Origin of the sequence: Photobacterium halotolerans DSM 18316 (assembly GCF_000425165.1) — a bacterium.
Classification (GTDB): Bacteria; Pseudomonadota; Gammaproteobacteria; order Enterobacterales; family Vibrionaceae; genus Photobacterium; species Photobacterium halotolerans.
The window spans coordinates 51,598-66,659 of sequence record NZ_AULG01000028.1 but is presented as its reverse complement, the minus strand read 5'-3'; the positions used below and the strand labels follow the sequence as shown (position 1 = coordinate 66,659).

The following is a 15,062-nucleotide window of genomic DNA, read 5'->3' as shown; positions in this document are numbered from 1 at the left end:
GAGGTTCGAACGTGCCATTACGGTCTCTCGGCGTTTCCAGTTCAAATTCACCTGACGATGTTTTGACCGTCTTTCTGGAGGTGCCATTCTTGCGGTTGGCAGAAGTTTCATTCGTCAGGTGCTCGTCCAGCTCTGCTCCCAATGCGGCTTCGGTGATCTGCTTGATCAGTGGCGTGAGCAGGCCATCCTTGCCATTGAGGTTTTGCCCGGACTGCAGCGCTTTGGCGAATGCCTGGATATCAATTTCGTATTTATCAGCCATGATGTGTCTCTCCCGTTTTTAGGAAGTGTAGGAAAAGACACAAAACTTTGAACACTACCAAGGATAAGTGTCGCGCAACCGACACTTATCTGGGTCTTGAACTTGAACCAGCTCAAGCCTCCCCTTTACTAGCAAATTGCTCGAACGAGCATCAAGGTAGGCCGCACTTGTCATAATCTGCCCCATCAAACTGGGCAATTAACTAAGCAACTTTGCCATACCAAAATTAATTCATTAATCGCTAATGTATAATTTACCGAAACTCATTTCTGTCCAAAAACGAGTTTACAGCCCAAGAAACCCACTCCCACAGGGAAAAATTCAGGACGAATTTTTAGGTTGTCGGCGCCGGGAGCGCCTACAACCGACCCGGACAACACCAAAGAACACAAAGGGGCTTTCTGGGTACTCTTTGCACCAACAAAGAGTACCTGGCGCGCGAACTAAGATGCCAAGTAAACCACCAAACTCAAGCGCGACATACCCTCACAATCAACCCCAGATCCAGACATATCTCACCATAGAGGAAATGGTCAAATGCTTATTAAGCCAACGCATCATCCTGATGCTTGTACAAGATCAAGAGCGCAGGAAAATAAACCAACAGATACAGCAATGTCAGTACCAGCACTTCCATGCCTGACATCAATGCAAAATCTGCCCACATTGAGTCAGCAAAACTGACTACACCCACCAATGCCGTATTGAAGAAGACAAACTTCAAGATTGCCCAGCTTTTAAAAACCATCTTTCGATAGGCGTATGCGTACAGACACAGGAACATCATAGCGCCACTTGCCAAGCCCCAAGCATCAACGAACGAATTTGATTCCAGAAGTAACAACTGCGTGTTCTTAAACATGAGCAGGTTAATGCCAATACTCAGGGCTGTCAGTACCAGTAGCACCCAGAAAAACACTTTCGCTTTCGTTCGTTTCATCGTTAACACCCATAATCGCGCATAGTTTTGTTTCCTATAGACAAAAACCCCAGAGAATCTCTGAGGCTTTTGGATATTACGAGCAACATGACTTACTGAGAAATAAGGCTGTCTCTTAAGGACATTGAATCAAACGGGTAGTAGAAATCATCTGATAAGGACAACCGATTAATTTCTTCTTCCGGCAACGATTTCACTATGGTTTGCGCTTTGCCATCAATGGGACTATTCAGTGCAATCCAGTCTTTGATGCCTTCAAGATTGCCCGTCTCACCTGCTTGCTTCACCAAAGCCCAGGAGTATTTTTCTCTTGCCTCTAGCGTGCAGCGATCGACCGCCCTTTTAGATAATTCAAAAAGAACCGCACGTTTCTGATCTGAACTGAGTGAGTCAAACCAAGTATCCTGAACAGCATCCACAGGTCTATTTTTCATTTTCAGGCAGCGACCAGTTTGCTGATTCACTTCCTGAAAAGCTTCCTCAAGTGTATAGCCTGCGTTCGCTACAAGTGGCAGCAGCAGCAATGAACTAGCGGCTAGCTTTTTCAACGCACGACCAAAATTGTCTTTCTTTTCCATTCGTTTCAAACGCCCTTGATTCTGCAATCATGTTGACTCGGTTTCTGGTAATTGTCGGCACAGCAAGTAATGCATCAGCGAACACATCCCAATCGTACTGTGCAATCGTCTCAATTCGCTTATGAGGTTTCATTTTCTTAGAAAAAATCTCTACAAATGGAACCGCTACGGCAAAAGTGGCAAGAATATCGCCGAGTTCAAACGCGACATACCATCACGCCCGATTACCCAGCAACAACCCCAAAACCCAAGAAACCCACTCCCCCAGGGAAAAATTCAGGACGAATTTTTAGGTTGTCGGCGCCGGGAGCGCCTACAACCGACCCGGACCACGCCAAAGAACAAAAGGGGCTTTCTGGGTACTCTTTGCCCCAACAAAGAGTACCTGGCGCGCGAACTCAGATGCCAAATGAACGACCAAACTCAAGCGCGACATACTTTCAGATTCAGACAAAACAACGAACAACCGCACTCGCTGAATAGATTACCGCCTGCGCGGTAATGACAGGCCAGATGTATTTTCTTAGCTAAAGTGATCGACAAACCAAGGGAAAAATTCAGGACGAATTTTTAGGTTGTCGGCGCCGGGAGCGCCTACAACCGCCCCGAACCACACCAAAGAACAAAAGGGGCTTTCTGGGTACTCTTTGCACCAACAAAGAGTACCTGGCGCGCGAACTCAGATGCCAAATGAACCACCAGACTCAAGCGCGACATACTTCCAGATTCAGACAGAACAACGAACAACCGCACTCGCTGAATAGATTGCCGCCTGCGCGGCAATGACAGGCCGGATGGATTTTCTTAGCTCAAGTGATCGACAAACCAAGGGAAAAATTCAGGACGAATTTTTAGGTTGTCGGCGCCCGGAGCGCCTACAACCGCCCGGACCACACCAAAGAACAACAAGGGGCTTTCTGGGTACTCTTTGCCCCAACAAAGAGTACCTGACGCGCGAACTAAGATGCCAAATGAACCACCAAACCCAAGCGCGACATACCCTGAGAATCTGAGCTAACACAAAAAGAAAATACTACGACTCCACCGGAAACTTCTTCAAAAAATGATTCGCCTCATCAACCCAGCATCGGCCTGCCTGCACAGTCCGTTTCGCCTGGCTGGCGGTACTGCCTGCTTTCTTGATCAGCGGATACGCGGTTTCTGTGTAATCGCAGTGCTCTTTCAGGCGATCACGCAGATAGCCAATCAGACGAATACCCAGCAAAGGCGTGGTGTTTGCCAGCGATAATACGCACCAACCGTCTTCAAGGCCGACCGTGTTACCTTGCTCGACATGGGTGATGAGTGAGTTCATTTCCTGCCCAGTGCCCTCGCCGTTCTCGTCGAGTTCGCGCAGAATAAGCACATCGCCGACTGCATATTGGCGGTGATTGAGGCACACCTGATGTGTTTTTCGTCCGGCCAGAATTTCGGTGAAATCGGCAGACTGAATATTCAGTTCATGGAGAGTGATTTTGCTCATGCCCGCGCCTCCATGTAGTTGCAAGATGCGCTGGCTCGATATCGCCATTTCCGCATGGCCTGAGTCATCAGCCGCGGACAGGGCCGCTTGATATCGAAGAAAGGTATGCCTTTGGCTTGTAACAGGATCAGAGTACGGAAGTGAACGCCAAATTGTCGTCGAATCTCAACTTTTGCGATACAGGGTACATCAATCGCTATTTGATTCCTTGCCATGAGTGGTATCCTTACGCGTTGGTTTTGCGCACTTTTTGCCAATTTTTGCGCTAATTTGTTGAACACGTACAGTGTGAGTCCTCAACCGAATGCAGTCAATAATTTTAACCAACAAAGATGGCTTTTGACAATCATTTTCGAGTTTGATCACACTGACTGGACTGTACATGAGTAAAAAAATCCTTATTTTTGACTATCTGAAAGGTCATGACTTTACTTCGAATCTGAGAGAGTTAACCCATTGTGCTTCCTTTGGTGAGATGGCAGCGGTGTTTGACGTGCCGAAAACCACTTTCAGCACCTGGAATACCCATAATCGCACCTCTCATGAGTTGGTCGTTCGTACGCATTTACGTACTGGCATTCCTGTTCATCAACTGATCTTGCCGGCGGATTTTCCGCTGGAAACACTGCATCACTCGTTCACGAGCAGCCAATCTGCTGGTCATGATGCCATTGCCGAAACCTCAAATGACTACAAAGCACAACAACAAACGACTACGGTTACCGCGGCATCAGACACTGTCGTCACCCTGTCCAGCTACAGCCTGAGCAATGGCAAATTGCTCAGTACAGGAACGATCCCCTACGCTAAGCGCATTTTCCAGTCCTGGAACCTGAATGCGGCATCTACCATTGAAGTGGAAACCCATGAAGGACGATTCCTGATTGATAAGAGCCAGAACGATGCCGTGAGCGGTGATTACCTGATTGACATGGACGGGCGCCTGTCGATTAACCCTATCCAGCGGCTACCGAACAAGCTGGCGGTGATGTTTGGTCACACCCGCCTTGAAGTGAATGACAACGAGATCAAAGTGATCGGCCGAGTGGCTGTGAGTTTGAAAAAACAGTGAGCGAACACTATCCCGAGCCGCTGGTTGCGGCCCGGGATGGCTGTTGCTTAAGGGGCAAATTTGGCGAAGACTTCTTCTTCGGTCAGGTTTTCGGTGTTGTTGCTGAACGCATAGTAAGCCGGTTTTTTGTCGATGAAGATTTGTTGATCCATCTCCAGCTGACTTTCCTGATCAAGCAAACCTGCCGCTACCATGTACTGGCCTGTTGGCTTGAGGAAATAAAACAAATGGCTGCCACAGTGTTTGCAGAACCCTCTCTCCCCCCATTCAGAGGAAGAAAACCGACTGATGTTTTCTTCGCCGGTAAAGCTCACTTCAGTGCCAGCGGCTACCGACAAATACGGCCCGCCGCTCCACTTTCTGCACATGCCGCAATGGCATGCCTCAGCATGCAAAGCGCCGCTGGTTGATTTGAGCCCGACTTTGCCGCACAAACAATGGCCGCTCAGGCTATGCGACGTTGAGGTTTGTGACGATGGCGTTTGTGACATAATGTTCTCCTTATCCATAAGCCTCAGATAGCATAGTCGAATTATCTGGAAAGATCCCAGCGCTGATTCACACCGCACGCATCAACAAAATCCTGATCATGGCTGACCAGAATGAAGCTGCCTCTGTGCTCACTCAATGCCTGCGCCATCATGGATTTTCCGTCGAAATCAAGGTGGTTGTCCGGCTCATCCAGCAACAAAACCCCTTCCTGCTGCTGATGACTCACCACCAGCATCGCCAGTCGCATTCGTTCTCCGCCACTCAGGGTCGACATTTGCTGCCCGACTCTTTCACGGCGAAAACCTATACACGCTGCCAGGGTTCGCAGCTCAGCGGCCGTATAGGCAGGGCACAGACGCGTCAGGTTATCAAGCAGGCTGGCCTGCAAATCAAATAAGGAGAAATGCTGGTCGAGATAACAAAGCGGCCCGTGCCTGTGAATCTCACCCGATTTGACGGGCATATCACCCAGCAGCGTTTTCAGCAACGTCGACTTACCTGTGCCGTTACTGCCGCGCAGGTGAATTTTATCGCCATACCAGACAGTTCGGCTGATGGCAGGCAACTGCCCCCGGTGCAGGCCCAATTGAGTGACCGTCAGTAAACGCGCACTTCGCTTGTTCGCACTGTCGGTACTGAAGCTCAGCGGCTTGGCGGTATCCACTTTCTCCTGCAGCGACTTCAACTGCTGCTGCGCATGTTCAAGCTGCTGATGTTGCTGATGCTTCCTGGATGATACCGCGCTTTCTGCCGCGTTTTTCTGATAATCGAGCAGCAGCATGGACTGGCTGCCAGCGTGTCTGTCCCGCTTACCGGCCGCCGCCCGGCGCTGCGCTTTTTCTTCATTACGCTGATGCTGGCGATTGATAGCGCTGATTTGCTGTTTTGCTTTCGACAGCCGTGTTGCCAGTAACTGGGTTTCATGATGTTTCTGTTGCCGGTATTGCACAAAATCTGTGCCATAGCAGGCTAACCCTGTGTGGCTGAGTTCGACAATGCGATCCGCGCTTTTCAGTAAGGATTGATCATGGCTGATCAGCAATATGCCGCCCTGAAAGCGGGTGATTTGCTGCGACAGCCATTCTCTTCCATGCCGATCCAGATGGTTTGACGGCTCATCAAGAATGAGCAATTCAGCGTCACTGCGAAAGCAGAGCCATAATCGCAACCGTGTCAGCTCACCGCCGCTCAGGCTGGTGCAAGACTGTCCGGGATCGGACGGTAATCCCAGCTCTGCCAGCTGGCGGGACAGGGAATCGGGCAGATCCCATTGATCGCCTGCTGCCTCAAAATCCGCCGGATCGCAACTGCCGGCGGCTATACGTTGCAACGCTTGCAGACAGCCCTCCACACCCAGTGCTTGTGCGACAGTGCCCAACGCCGACAAGTCGTTCTGCACCGTCAGCTGAGGTAAGTATGCGATGTTTGAGTGCCTGATCACCCGGCCTTCATCCGGCTGGCGGGCTCCGCTTAACAGTGCCGCCAGCACAGATTTGCCACTGCCGTTACGGCCGACCAGTGCGGTGGTTTCACGATCTAAAGTGAGTGAAACATCAGAAAACAGCGGTTCCCCGTGGGGAAGTAAAACAGTCAGAGACTGAGCTTGCAATAATGTCATAAAGACCTCCGGTGCAAGCGCAGGGAGAGACATTACCGTCAGAAGAGATTGCTTTTTTGCAGACAGATCTGAGTAGCACAACCAATCACAATACGGTGATTCACAGTCGGTGACTGCTCAGACAAAGACGGTTAACGCCCACTAACCCTGCGGATCCAAAAGAAAAAGTTCAAAGGATGTCAGGGGTTAGTGATTCATGCAGGCGTTAACTCCAAATGAGGTGATGGCGGCTATTAAACCACCAGAGCGCGCGTATCGCAAGATGCGATAAGAAAAAAGCAAGCCTGATAAAGACAATTTATCCTTTTGCCACTCTGACTGCTTGGTGTTTAAATATCTTATAAATCATGATGATGTCGGCCTGATCTGGCCTAAGTTACAATTGCAAAGGATCCGCGATGAATGAGTATTACGATTATCTGGTGATTGGCGGGGGCATTGTGGGTGTCGCCACAGCCAATGCTTTGTTACGCCGGTATCCTGGCAGCAAGATTCTGCTGATTGAAAAAGAAAGCGCGCTCGCGTGTCACCAGACCGGCCACAACAGCGGTGTGATCCATGCCGGTGTGTATTATGCGCCCGGCAGCCTGAAAGCTCGGTTTTGCAAAGAAGGCGTGCAACGTACTGTGGATTTTTGTCGCCAGCATGCTATTCCGGTCGACAACTGCGGCAAATTGCTGGTTGCCACCAATGAGACGGAAGTGCGCCGGATGCAGGATCTGCTGGCACGTTGCCGTGAAAACGGGATTGAAGTTGAAGCGCTGGATCAGGCGCAACTGCAGGCAAGAGAGCCGAACATTTGCGGGCTGGGGGCACTGTTTGTCCCAGCGACCAGCATAGTGGATTACCGTCTGGTGACTGAGCACATGGCCAGTGACTTTACCGCCTCAGGCGGCGAAACGGCCCTGGATACCCAAGTGACAGCCATCGCAGAGCGCAGTGATCACATCGAACTGACCTGCCGCCAGAGCCACACAGCGAGTACGGATTCTTTTTCTGTCAAAGGCCGTTTTCTGGTGTGTTGCGGCGGGTTAATGGCCGACCGCCTGACCAACATGATGGGGTTGGAGACCGATTTTCAGATCATCCCCTACCGCGGAGAATATTACCGCCTGGCCGCCAGACACAATCAGATTGTCCGTCACCTTATCTATCCGATCCCGGACCCTTCCCTACCCTTTTTAGGTGTTCACCTGACACGCATGATAGATGGCTCGGTGACGGTTGGCCCGAACGCGGTACAGGGATTTAAACGCGAGGGTTACGGGCGATTTAATTTCAGCCTGCGTGACAGCCTGGACATGCTGGCTTTCCCCGGTTTCTGGCATGTCACCGGCAAGCACCTGAAAACCGGATTGCGGGAATTCAAAGATGCCTGGTGGAAAGCCGGGTATCTTGAACGGGTGCGTAAATACTGTCCGGGCCTGACGCTGAGCGATCTGGAGCCCTACCCGGCAGGTATTCGTGCTCAGGCCGTACTGAAAGACGGCACGCTGGTTCATGACTTTCTGTTTGCAGACAGCCCGCGCAGCCTGCACGTGTGTAACGCGCCGTCACCGGCAGCGACCTCTGCCATGCCAATTGCCGACTACATTTGCGATAAAGTGGCTGAGATTCAACAACAGCGTGAGGCGGACTGAAACAACAAGTCAGGCTAAATCCAAGAAACCCACTCCTGCAGGGGGAAAATTCAGGACGAATTTTCAGGTTGTCGGCGCCGGGAGCGCCTACAACCGCCCCGGACAACACCAGAGAACAAAAAGGGGCTTTCTGGGTACTCTTTGCCCCCACAAAGAGTACCTGGCGCGCATCAGAAGATGGTGAGAAAAGCACAGCACTCAAGCGCGACATGCCATCAGAATCAGACACAGCAACCCGTAGCCGTACTCGCCGCCTGCATGGTAATGACGGTAATATATTGAATCATAAATAATTTAACTGGGTTTCTGGCTGTACTTTTAAAGCAGAAATGAGAAGTTTGATGCTTGCCTCTCCCCCAGGGGAAAATTCAGGACGAATTTTCAGGTTGTCGGCGCCGGGAGCGCCTGCAACCGACCCGGACAACACCAAAGAACAAAAGGGGCTTTCTGGGTACTCTTTGCACCAACAAAGAGTACCTGGCGCGCATCAGACAATGCCAAATGAACCACCAGACTCAAGCGCGACATACAAGCTAAACTTCAGACATTGCGCTCGCTGTTAGGGTTCCCGCGGGCGCACTGCTGTTTAAGACATGCTTTGAAGGGAAATAACCGGTTTCCCGGTACGATTACAGACTCGCCATCGCACCTTTACCAACCCCTTCATAGGCAACGACGTCCAACGCCTGATGCGCACCAATAGCAGGTTTTACGGCGGCAGCAATATAGTGTGCCAGCAGCTCAATCGTGGTATCTGTGCCTATCATTTCCGTCTCGCTTTTGGCGATCGCAAGCTCAAACAGACCCTGCGGCGCGGTATAGCGGAAACCATAATGGGTGTCATCACTAGCGCCAGCGGCGTGCTCACTCAGGTTCAGCTCTGAAATACTCACCTGATCTTCTTCAGTGCCCAGATAGATATCCGTCCAGCGCGTCGCCCAGTCTGCTTCCAGTTTAGGGTCACGCTGGCCATCAACATACAGCTCAATCGGTGAGCGGTGACCGTGTGCTATGCGCTGACAGTTGCCGTCATGCTTTTTCAGGCCGTGGCTGTAGTGATAAAACGCACCATCAATCTTTTCGTGACGTAATACCAGTTCAAGGCCCTGGACATTGTCCGGCAGCTTACCTGACAGTACCTGATGCAAATGCCGGGTGACTGTCTCTATGGTGATGGCGTCAGCATCCACCAGGCAATAGGCTTCTTCCGGGCAATGCAGATGAATACTTTTATCACCACGAAGCAGATCCAGGGTCGCATAACCCGGCTGAGTCGCGGCCATTTTGATCGATGCATTGGCAGCCGGCACTAGCAGACGGTGATCAACATACTGATCCACCAGCTGTTTAATCTGCTTTTTGACACGGCTGAAATCCAGCACCATGCTCATTTCATTCAGCTCGCCAGACATCACCACGTCCAGAATCCAGCTTTCTCCTACCATACCTCTGGTCGGGCACAGGTAGGAGGCATCAATAACGGTGAGATCTCTGACAAATAGCTTCACGCTGACGTCCTTACAGAAATGATTGTCGTTTTCGGAGCTGGGCATTATACGCGCACAGCCAAAGGTGTAAACCCAAAGCCGTCGGCACCATCATGTACATTGCCAGCTGTGTGCAAACAACACTCAGTAACGGTAGTTCGCCGCCAGAAACAAAGAGCTGACACCGCGCTGCTGAGATTCAAAGTTTATGCTGTTGCCCGACTCGTCCTGCCCTTGCCAGGTTTTCAGCTTGCTTGGCAACACTGTGTGTCTGAAACCGGCTTCAACTGTCATGTCAGATGAAACGCGCCACGCCAGGCCGGTTTGCATACCAATCACAAAACCGCTGGTTTTGTAGTCGCCCTGATAACCGGAATCGGAACTGACGCTGGCATAACCGAAATGCAGGCCGACATACGGCGAAAAGTCTTTGTGGTACAGGAAAAAGTAGTCTGTGCCGAGCAGGTTCAGATTAGCGATATTGTCATATTTCAGCCCTGATGACGGGTACTGGCTTTCCGCCACATGCCGTTCAAAACTGTAGTAAAGCCGGCTGCGCCCTTCGGGTGTGTAATAGCCAATATCCACGCCCCAGAAGCCATTGGCATCAGCGTCATCAGAGGATGACGACACGCCGGCTATCGTTGCTGTGTCCGTTAACCCCATCAGGCTGACGCCGCCCCGTAAGCCGAAGAAATAACGGCTGGCTTCTTGGTCTGCTTCCTGGCCGGCCGCCTGGTCCGATGGCAGTTCCGACGCTGGTTTAACGGCAGTCGGTAACGGGCTTGCCGCCATGGAGCCGGCACTGGTAAAACACCCCAATAACAAAACAGAAGAAAGAGGTAAAAAAGAAAAGGTTCGAAACTGCAAAGCTGCCTCCCTGTTTAAACAGCCATAGTGGGGACTCCCCCAGAGCATGAATACTGCTGCATCATAGCAACTCCCTGCTTTACAGACGAGTAAATCCCAGCAAAAACAGCAACAAACATCGAGCTGTCAGTTTCAGTCTTCTCTTAACCAGGCTAATGCGTCAAAGGGGGTGTCGAAGCATTTCACTTCACCTGAGATAAACCAGCTGCCAATTTTAGCCACTATGTCCATCCAGCGCTGATTACCATAAATGGCAATCCGGTGAAACTTTTTACCGTGCTTCAGGCCAAGTTTAAGGTCATCCCATGCGGCCTGTAATTCCCAGCCCTCAAACTCTGAGCCATCGAAATAGACATTGACCTTAGGATTAGCCACACCGTCAAGGGCATCGTCGATCAATGGGGTGATCCGTTCATAATCCTGGTGAGTGAGCTTGCCGATAGCTTTCAGTTCCATAAAAAAGTTATCGCCATCCCTGTCTACCTCAAACAATAATCCATGAGTGGTATGCATAGGGCCTCCGTTTGCCATTAATGAATGAACAACAGGCTTAAGGTTAAGGATATTCTGGATAATTGTAGCTGTAACAAGGGAAAACAGGAGATTAGGATAAACAGGGAAAATGCCAACACCGGGCAGATTACCCGGTGCCTGATGTTGATGAGGTTTAAGCGGTTTCTGCGGCCTGCCGCACTTCGGCCCTGAGATCTTTCTTGAGGATTTTACCGGTCGCATTCATTGGCAGTGCCTGACGGATCTCGACCATGCGCGGGTATTTATAAGCGGCAAGCTGTTCTTTACCCCAGGCTTTCAGCTCCTCTCCGGATACCTGCGCGCCCTCTTTCAGTACCACAAAGGCTTTCACTTCTTCGCCATACTGATCACAGGGCACACCGACTACCGCGACCATCGCCACGTCAGCGTGCGTCATGAACACTTCTTCAATTTCACGCGGATAGACGTTAAAGCCACCCCGGATAATCAAATCCTTGACCCGGTCGACAATGAACAGATTGCCCTTGTCATCAAACCGTCCGACATCGCCGGTGTAGAACCAGCCATTGCGCAGGGCTTTCTCATTCTCTTCCGGCCGGTTGAGGTAGCCTTTCATGATGTTATGACCACGTATGATGATTTCGCCCGGTTCACCCTGTGGCAGTGGCTGGCCATTGTCATCAACCACACGCACCTCAACGCCCTGAATCGGCTGGCCGACTGAGCCCGGAATCCGGGGCATGTCCAGATGATTGAAACTGGCGATAGGGCTGGTTTCCGACAGACCGTAACCTTCAAGAATCGGTACGTTGAATTTCTCTTCAAAGGTACGCAGCACTTCCACCGGCAGCGACGCGCCGCCACTGACACCCAGACGCAATGAAGACACATCGTTGTCGGCCTGGCACAGATTCATGCCGATATACATAGTCGGCACACCGGCAAATAGGGTGACCTTATGCTTTTCAATTAATCCCTTCACGGTTGCCGGGTCAAAGCGGGCCACCATCACCATAGTACAGCCCAGGCTGACGGGCGCATTCATATTGACTGTCTGACCAAAGGTATGGAACAGCGGCAGGGTCAGCAAGTGTACGTCGTCACCTCGCATTTCCATCAGATTCTGCGCGGCCAGTGCATTGATGTACTGATTGCTGTGCGTCAGCTCCGCCCCTTTCGGTTTACCCGTGGTGCCCGAGGTATACAGGACGACTGCGGTATCATCCGCTTCACGGGGTGTATAATCACACACAGGTGACTGATCGTTCATGAAGGCTGTCAGAGTCGGCAGCCCCTGGTAATCCATCGCAGACTGATCGGCCGTCATCACTACCATGTGCTCGCAGCCATCGACCTGATTAAAGGCTGCCATACCGGCCTGCGCCATTGGCAGTCCTTCCACGCCTTCAAAACAGAAGTAGAATTTCGCCGCTGAATCTTCCAGATGGAAGGCAATTTCGCGCTCACGCAACAGGACATTGAGCGGCACAGTGACTGCGCCCGCTTTTTGAATGCCGTAATACACCAGCGGAAAGAACGGCAGATTGGGACAGCTCAGTGCAACCCGATCACCAGGCTGTATGCCTTTGGCCTTCAAACCATTGGCGATCTGGCTGGCAATGGCATTGAACTGGGCATAAGTGATCTGAGTGTCACCAAAAACAATAGCGACTTTGTCAGGCTTGGACACAGCATTACGCTGTAAGGCAGCGGCAAGGTTCAACATGGTGTTTTCCTTGTGTTGAGTTCTACACAACGTTTTATAAAGACAAGCTTCCCGCCTGTCTTTTCATTTGAACCATAGGATTAAACGGACGTTTGACCTAAGTCAACAGCGCCGCGTCTCTGTGTTAAAAATATGTGAAGCACCCGACTATGGCTAATTATTGTCAGGCCCTGCTGTTGCGTTTTCACCCGCTTCTGAGTGCCGTTTCTGTTCCTGCCGGGTCGGGGGAAACCCGATGGACTGCCCTTCTGCAGTCAGAATCGCAATGCGCTCGGGCTGGCCGTCATCCTTCAGCCACAGCTCGCCGATACAACTGCTGTTGACTAAGCGGCCGTGTCCCGGGGTGTCCGGATCCCGCTTGTAAATCTTCATGCGTTTACGTTTGGTAAACCAGTTCAGGGGAGAATGCGGGCTGTACAGCAACCTGTCCATTCGCTCACAAACCCGTAACAATTTCTCCGGGAAGGTATTTTTAATCCCGCTGGCGGTGATCTGATAAATGTTCGGACTGTTACGGCGAAATCGCAGCTGAACATCATAGGCAAACGAGTAATGCACATCGCCGGAAATGATCACGAAATGGGTGGGTGTTTTAGTATGGGTAAAGATACTCAGCAAGGTATTGGCGGCCCCTGGATGGGCCATCCAGTTCTCCGCATCCACCACCAGAGGTTTACCGAGTAATGTCATGATGCGCTGCAAGGTTTCTATGAACTTCACGCCGAAGATAGGCGCGGGCGACACTATGATCACCGCCGGTTCATGAATCAGCGCCTGCTGCATTTCTGTCAGGGCTTCCCAGTCCATCAGGCCGGAGGGCTTGTTCATTTTCGACTCTGAATGCCAGCGACGGGTTCGGGTATCCAGCACCAGCATCTTAGGTTTTGTCTCTACCTGATAGTGCCAGTGCTCAAAATCATACAAGTGATCTATCATGGCATCATGAGAGGCGGTATCCGGCGCTGAAAAATAGGTGCGGGCCTTTGCCATAAAAGTGTCGTCAAACTGTTCAGGGTCATTGCCCCAGCCCTGGCACAGCCAGTATCCGAACAGACTGTTGCCGATAATGCGCTTTGAAAAGGCATGCTGGTATGCGGCCTGTTCCCAGCCGACAGTCAGGTTCCAGTCGTCAGTGACATCATGATCGTCAAATATCATGTAAGTGGGAATATGTGCCACCAGCCGCTGCACCTTAACCAGCCCGCTGATGAATCCCTCAATCTCCGTTTTTTCCTGTTGCCACAACTGCTGCCATTTGTCCGCCAGCACTTGTTCGCCACACTGAAAACCCTGTTTCTCCAGGCGGTCGGTATCCACCAGCTGCCAGACATTCGGCGACCAGACCAGCAGGTACATCGCCAGAAATTCACTCAGGCCAATCAGGTGGTTTTCACACTCATTGGCGGTAAAAACCGGGCGCTGTTTGGCCGGCAGCCAGCGCATGATGCGGGTGTCTGACAGCCAGTTGCCGGTAGGCTCGTACACAGGCAGAACCTGATCCCGGCCGTAGAGCTGGTGATGACTGGCGCGTAATGCCGATAATGAGGCATAAGGGGCATCGGTGAAGGTTTCGTCGGGTAATCCGAGCAAGTCGATCACCTGACTGATCGCATCTAACGTCGGCCCGGCAACATGATCGGCATAGATCTGATCGCCACTCATCATCAGTAAGGCCGGGCGCTCACCCAGCGGCAGTGACGCCACTTTCTCATCTGCCGCGACCAGGCTGTCTTTGCCGGGAAAATGCGGATTGCGGCAGGAGCCATGCTGAATATAGTCAGCATGGGATTTAATCGTCAGCGTCAGCCGCTCCTCGCCGGGATAGAGGATGTCAGGCAGCAGCGCGGTCAGCGCACCCTGCCGGGTGGTGATATCGTAGGCCAGCTCAGTATCCAGCGGAAATTCGCCCGAAAATTGTGCCATCACCACCCAGGCTGACTGCCCTATCCGGATCTGCTGCTCGCGGGTAAAGTCAGCCTGAAAAAAAGGCGATGTCTCTTTGCCCTGAAAAAGCTGAAACTGGCCTTCAAGCGGGGCGGACGTTACCATCCACAGCGTAATCACTCTGGCATTACAGCGGCGCAAAACCGGCCCTGTCAGGAATAAAGGCAGCTCACGTGAGTGAGTGGTATTGTGCGTATCATTGTCGGAGCTGTTCACTGTCATTTATCCGTGTCACCTGTTACCTGCAATATCACCCTGACTATCCATCCTGTCTGATGCAGCCTCAGGCAAGATGGATATATTGATGAATTCATTCTACTTCGTACACCTTCGGCTGTTGCCAACGGAATGTCAAAGGTCAATTCACCGCCGGCACTAATACCCTGACGGTCAGCGCTGTGATGTGGCGCCCTTTTCGGGCGGTAAAGACGATCTACTCAACTACCGGGCAAAGT

At 51.5% G+C, this 15,062-nt stretch carries 14 protein-coding genes; 2 read left to right on the top strand and 12 right to left on the bottom strand.

From position 1 onward, the window contains the following. From H511_RS0108290 to H511_RS0108270, 5 genes are all read right to left on the bottom strand, one after another. Positions 1 to 262: transposase (locus tag H511_RS0108290; RefSeq protein ID WP_027251892.1), on the bottom strand; the 262-nt coding region annotated here is incomplete at its 3' end. A 544-nt stretch (positions 263 to 806) separates the two neighbouring features. After that, a complete protein-coding gene (locus H511_RS0108285) occupies positions 807 to 1,202 on the bottom strand; it encodes a hypothetical protein (protein WP_027251891.1) in 396 nt (131 codons plus the stop codon). A 92-nt stretch (positions 1,203 to 1,294) separates the two neighbouring features. After that, complete coding sequence (locus H511_RS0108280) at positions 1,295 to 1,780, bottom strand: hypothetical protein (RefSeq protein ID WP_027251890.1); 486 nt, start codon at positions 1,778 to 1,780, stop codon at positions 1,295 to 1,297. 1,033 nt (positions 1,781 to 2,813) lie between these two features. Then, complete coding sequence (locus H511_RS0108275) at positions 2,814 to 3,263, bottom strand: DUF3850 domain-containing protein (protein ID WP_027251889.1); 450 nt, start codon at positions 3,261 to 3,263, stop codon at positions 2,814 to 2,816. Continuing rightward, the gene (locus H511_RS0108270; protein ID WP_027251888.1) at positions 3,260 to 3,478 is read right to left on the bottom strand and encodes a hypothetical protein; all 219 of its coding nucleotides are present in this window, start codon (positions 3,476 to 3,478) and stop codon (positions 3,260 to 3,262) included. Before H511_RS0108270 ends, H511_RS0108275 begins: the two co-directional genes overlap by 4 nt. A gap of 167 nt (positions 3,479 to 3,645) precedes the next feature. Between H511_RS0108270 and H511_RS0108265 the strand changes: the two genes are divergently transcribed. Beyond that, positions 3,646 to 4,335 carry a helix-turn-helix domain-containing protein gene (locus tag H511_RS0108265; protein WP_027251887.1) on the top strand — a complete coding sequence of 230 codons (690 nt, stop codon included), beginning with the start codon at positions 3,646 to 3,648 and terminating at the stop codon, positions 4,333 to 4,335. Positions 4,336 to 4,382: 47 nt separating this feature from the next. Here the strand turns inward: H511_RS0108265 and H511_RS0108260 are convergent, their stop codons facing one another. Then, complete coding sequence (locus tag H511_RS0108260) at positions 4,383 to 4,826, bottom strand: GFA family protein (RefSeq protein ID WP_051288007.1); 444 nt, start codon at positions 4,824 to 4,826, stop codon at positions 4,383 to 4,385. 41 nt (positions 4,827 to 4,867) lie between these two features. Next, complete coding sequence (locus tag H511_RS0108255; RefSeq protein ID WP_027251885.1) at positions 4,868 to 6,445, bottom strand: ATP-binding cassette domain-containing protein; 1,578 nt, start codon at positions 6,443 to 6,445, stop codon at positions 4,868 to 4,870. A gap of 398 nt (positions 6,446 to 6,843) precedes the next feature. Here H511_RS0108255 and lhgO point away from each other — a divergent pair, with 398 nt between their 5' ends. Then, positions 6,844 to 8,085: an L-2-hydroxyglutarate oxidase gene (gene lhgO, locus H511_RS0108250; protein WP_027251884.1), complete on the top strand. Its 1,242-nt coding sequence runs from the start codon at positions 6,844 to 6,846 to the stop codon at positions 8,083 to 8,085. A gap of 629 nt (positions 8,086 to 8,714) precedes the next feature. Here the strand turns inward: lhgO and H511_RS0108245 are convergent. The 5 genes from H511_RS0108245 to H511_RS22875 form a co-directional block, all read right to left on the bottom strand. After that, on the bottom strand, positions 8,715 to 9,593 hold the full coding sequence (locus H511_RS0108245; RefSeq protein WP_027251883.1) for a 6-carboxytetrahydropterin synthase: 879 nt from the start codon (positions 9,591 to 9,593) through the stop codon (positions 8,715 to 8,717). A gap of 123 nt (positions 9,594 to 9,716) precedes the next feature. Continuing rightward, complete coding sequence (locus H511_RS22880) at positions 9,717 to 10,442, bottom strand: outer membrane beta-barrel protein (protein WP_051288005.1); 726 nt, start codon at positions 10,440 to 10,442, stop codon at positions 9,717 to 9,719. 132 nt (positions 10,443 to 10,574) lie between these two features. After that, the gene (locus tag H511_RS0108235) at positions 10,575 to 10,955 is read right to left on the bottom strand and encodes a SpoIIAA family protein (protein ID WP_027251882.1); all 381 of its coding nucleotides are present in this window, start codon (positions 10,953 to 10,955) and stop codon (positions 10,575 to 10,577) included. 154 nt (positions 10,956 to 11,109) lie between these two features. Then, positions 11,110 to 12,663, bottom strand: coding sequence for a long-chain-fatty-acid--CoA ligase (locus H511_RS0108230; RefSeq protein WP_027251881.1), 1,554 nt, complete (start codon positions 12,661 to 12,663; stop codon positions 11,110 to 11,112). Positions 12,664 to 12,816: 153 nt separating this feature from the next. After that, positions 12,817 to 14,829, bottom strand: coding sequence for an alkaline phosphatase D family protein (locus tag H511_RS22875; protein ID WP_051288004.1), 2,013 nt, complete (start codon positions 14,827 to 14,829; stop codon positions 12,817 to 12,819). Positions 14,830 to 15,062: the final 233 nt, after the last annotated feature.

Excerpts from the sequence above, each read along its gene's own strand:
- H511_RS0108265 (WP_027251887.1), top strand. The coding sequence starts at position 3,646 with ATGAGTAAAAAAATCCTTATTTTTGACTATCTGAAAGGTCATGACTTT.
- H511_RS0108280 (WP_027251890.1), bottom strand. The coding sequence starts at position 1,780 with ATGGAAAAGAAAGACAATTTTGGTCGTGCGTTGAAAAAGCTAGCCGCT.
- H511_RS0108285 (WP_027251891.1), bottom strand. The coding sequence starts at position 1,202 with ATGAAACGAACGAAAGCGAAAGTGTTTTTCTGGGTGCTACTGGTACTG.
- H511_RS0108235 (WP_027251882.1), bottom strand. The coding sequence starts at position 10,955 with ATGCATACCACTCATGGATTATTGTTTGAGGTAGACAGGGATGGCGAT.
- H511_RS0108275 (WP_027251889.1), bottom strand. The coding sequence starts at position 3,263 with ATGAGCAAAATCACTCTCCATGAACTGAATATTCAGTCTGCCGATTTC.
- H511_RS0108230 (WP_027251881.1), bottom strand. The coding sequence starts at position 12,663 with ATGTTGAACCTTGCCGCTGCCTTACAGCGTAATGCTGTGTCCAAGCCT.
- H511_RS0108255 (WP_027251885.1), bottom strand. The coding sequence starts at position 6,445 with ATGACATTATTGCAAGCTCAGTCTCTGACTGTTTTACTTCCCCACGGG.
- H511_RS0108260 (WP_051288007.1), bottom strand. The coding sequence starts at position 4,826 with ATGTCACAAACGCCATCGTCACAAACCTCAACGTCGCATAGCCTGAGC.
- H511_RS22875 (WP_051288004.1), bottom strand. The coding sequence starts at position 14,829 with ATGACAGTGAACAGCTCCGACAATGATACGCACAATACCACTCACTCA.
- H511_RS0108270 (WP_027251888.1), bottom strand. The coding sequence starts at position 3,478 with ATGGCAAGGAATCAAATAGCGATTGATGTACCCTGTATCGCAAAAGTT.
- lhgO (WP_027251884.1), top strand. The coding sequence starts at position 6,844 with ATGAATGAGTATTACGATTATCTGGTGATTGGCGGGGGCATTGTGGGT.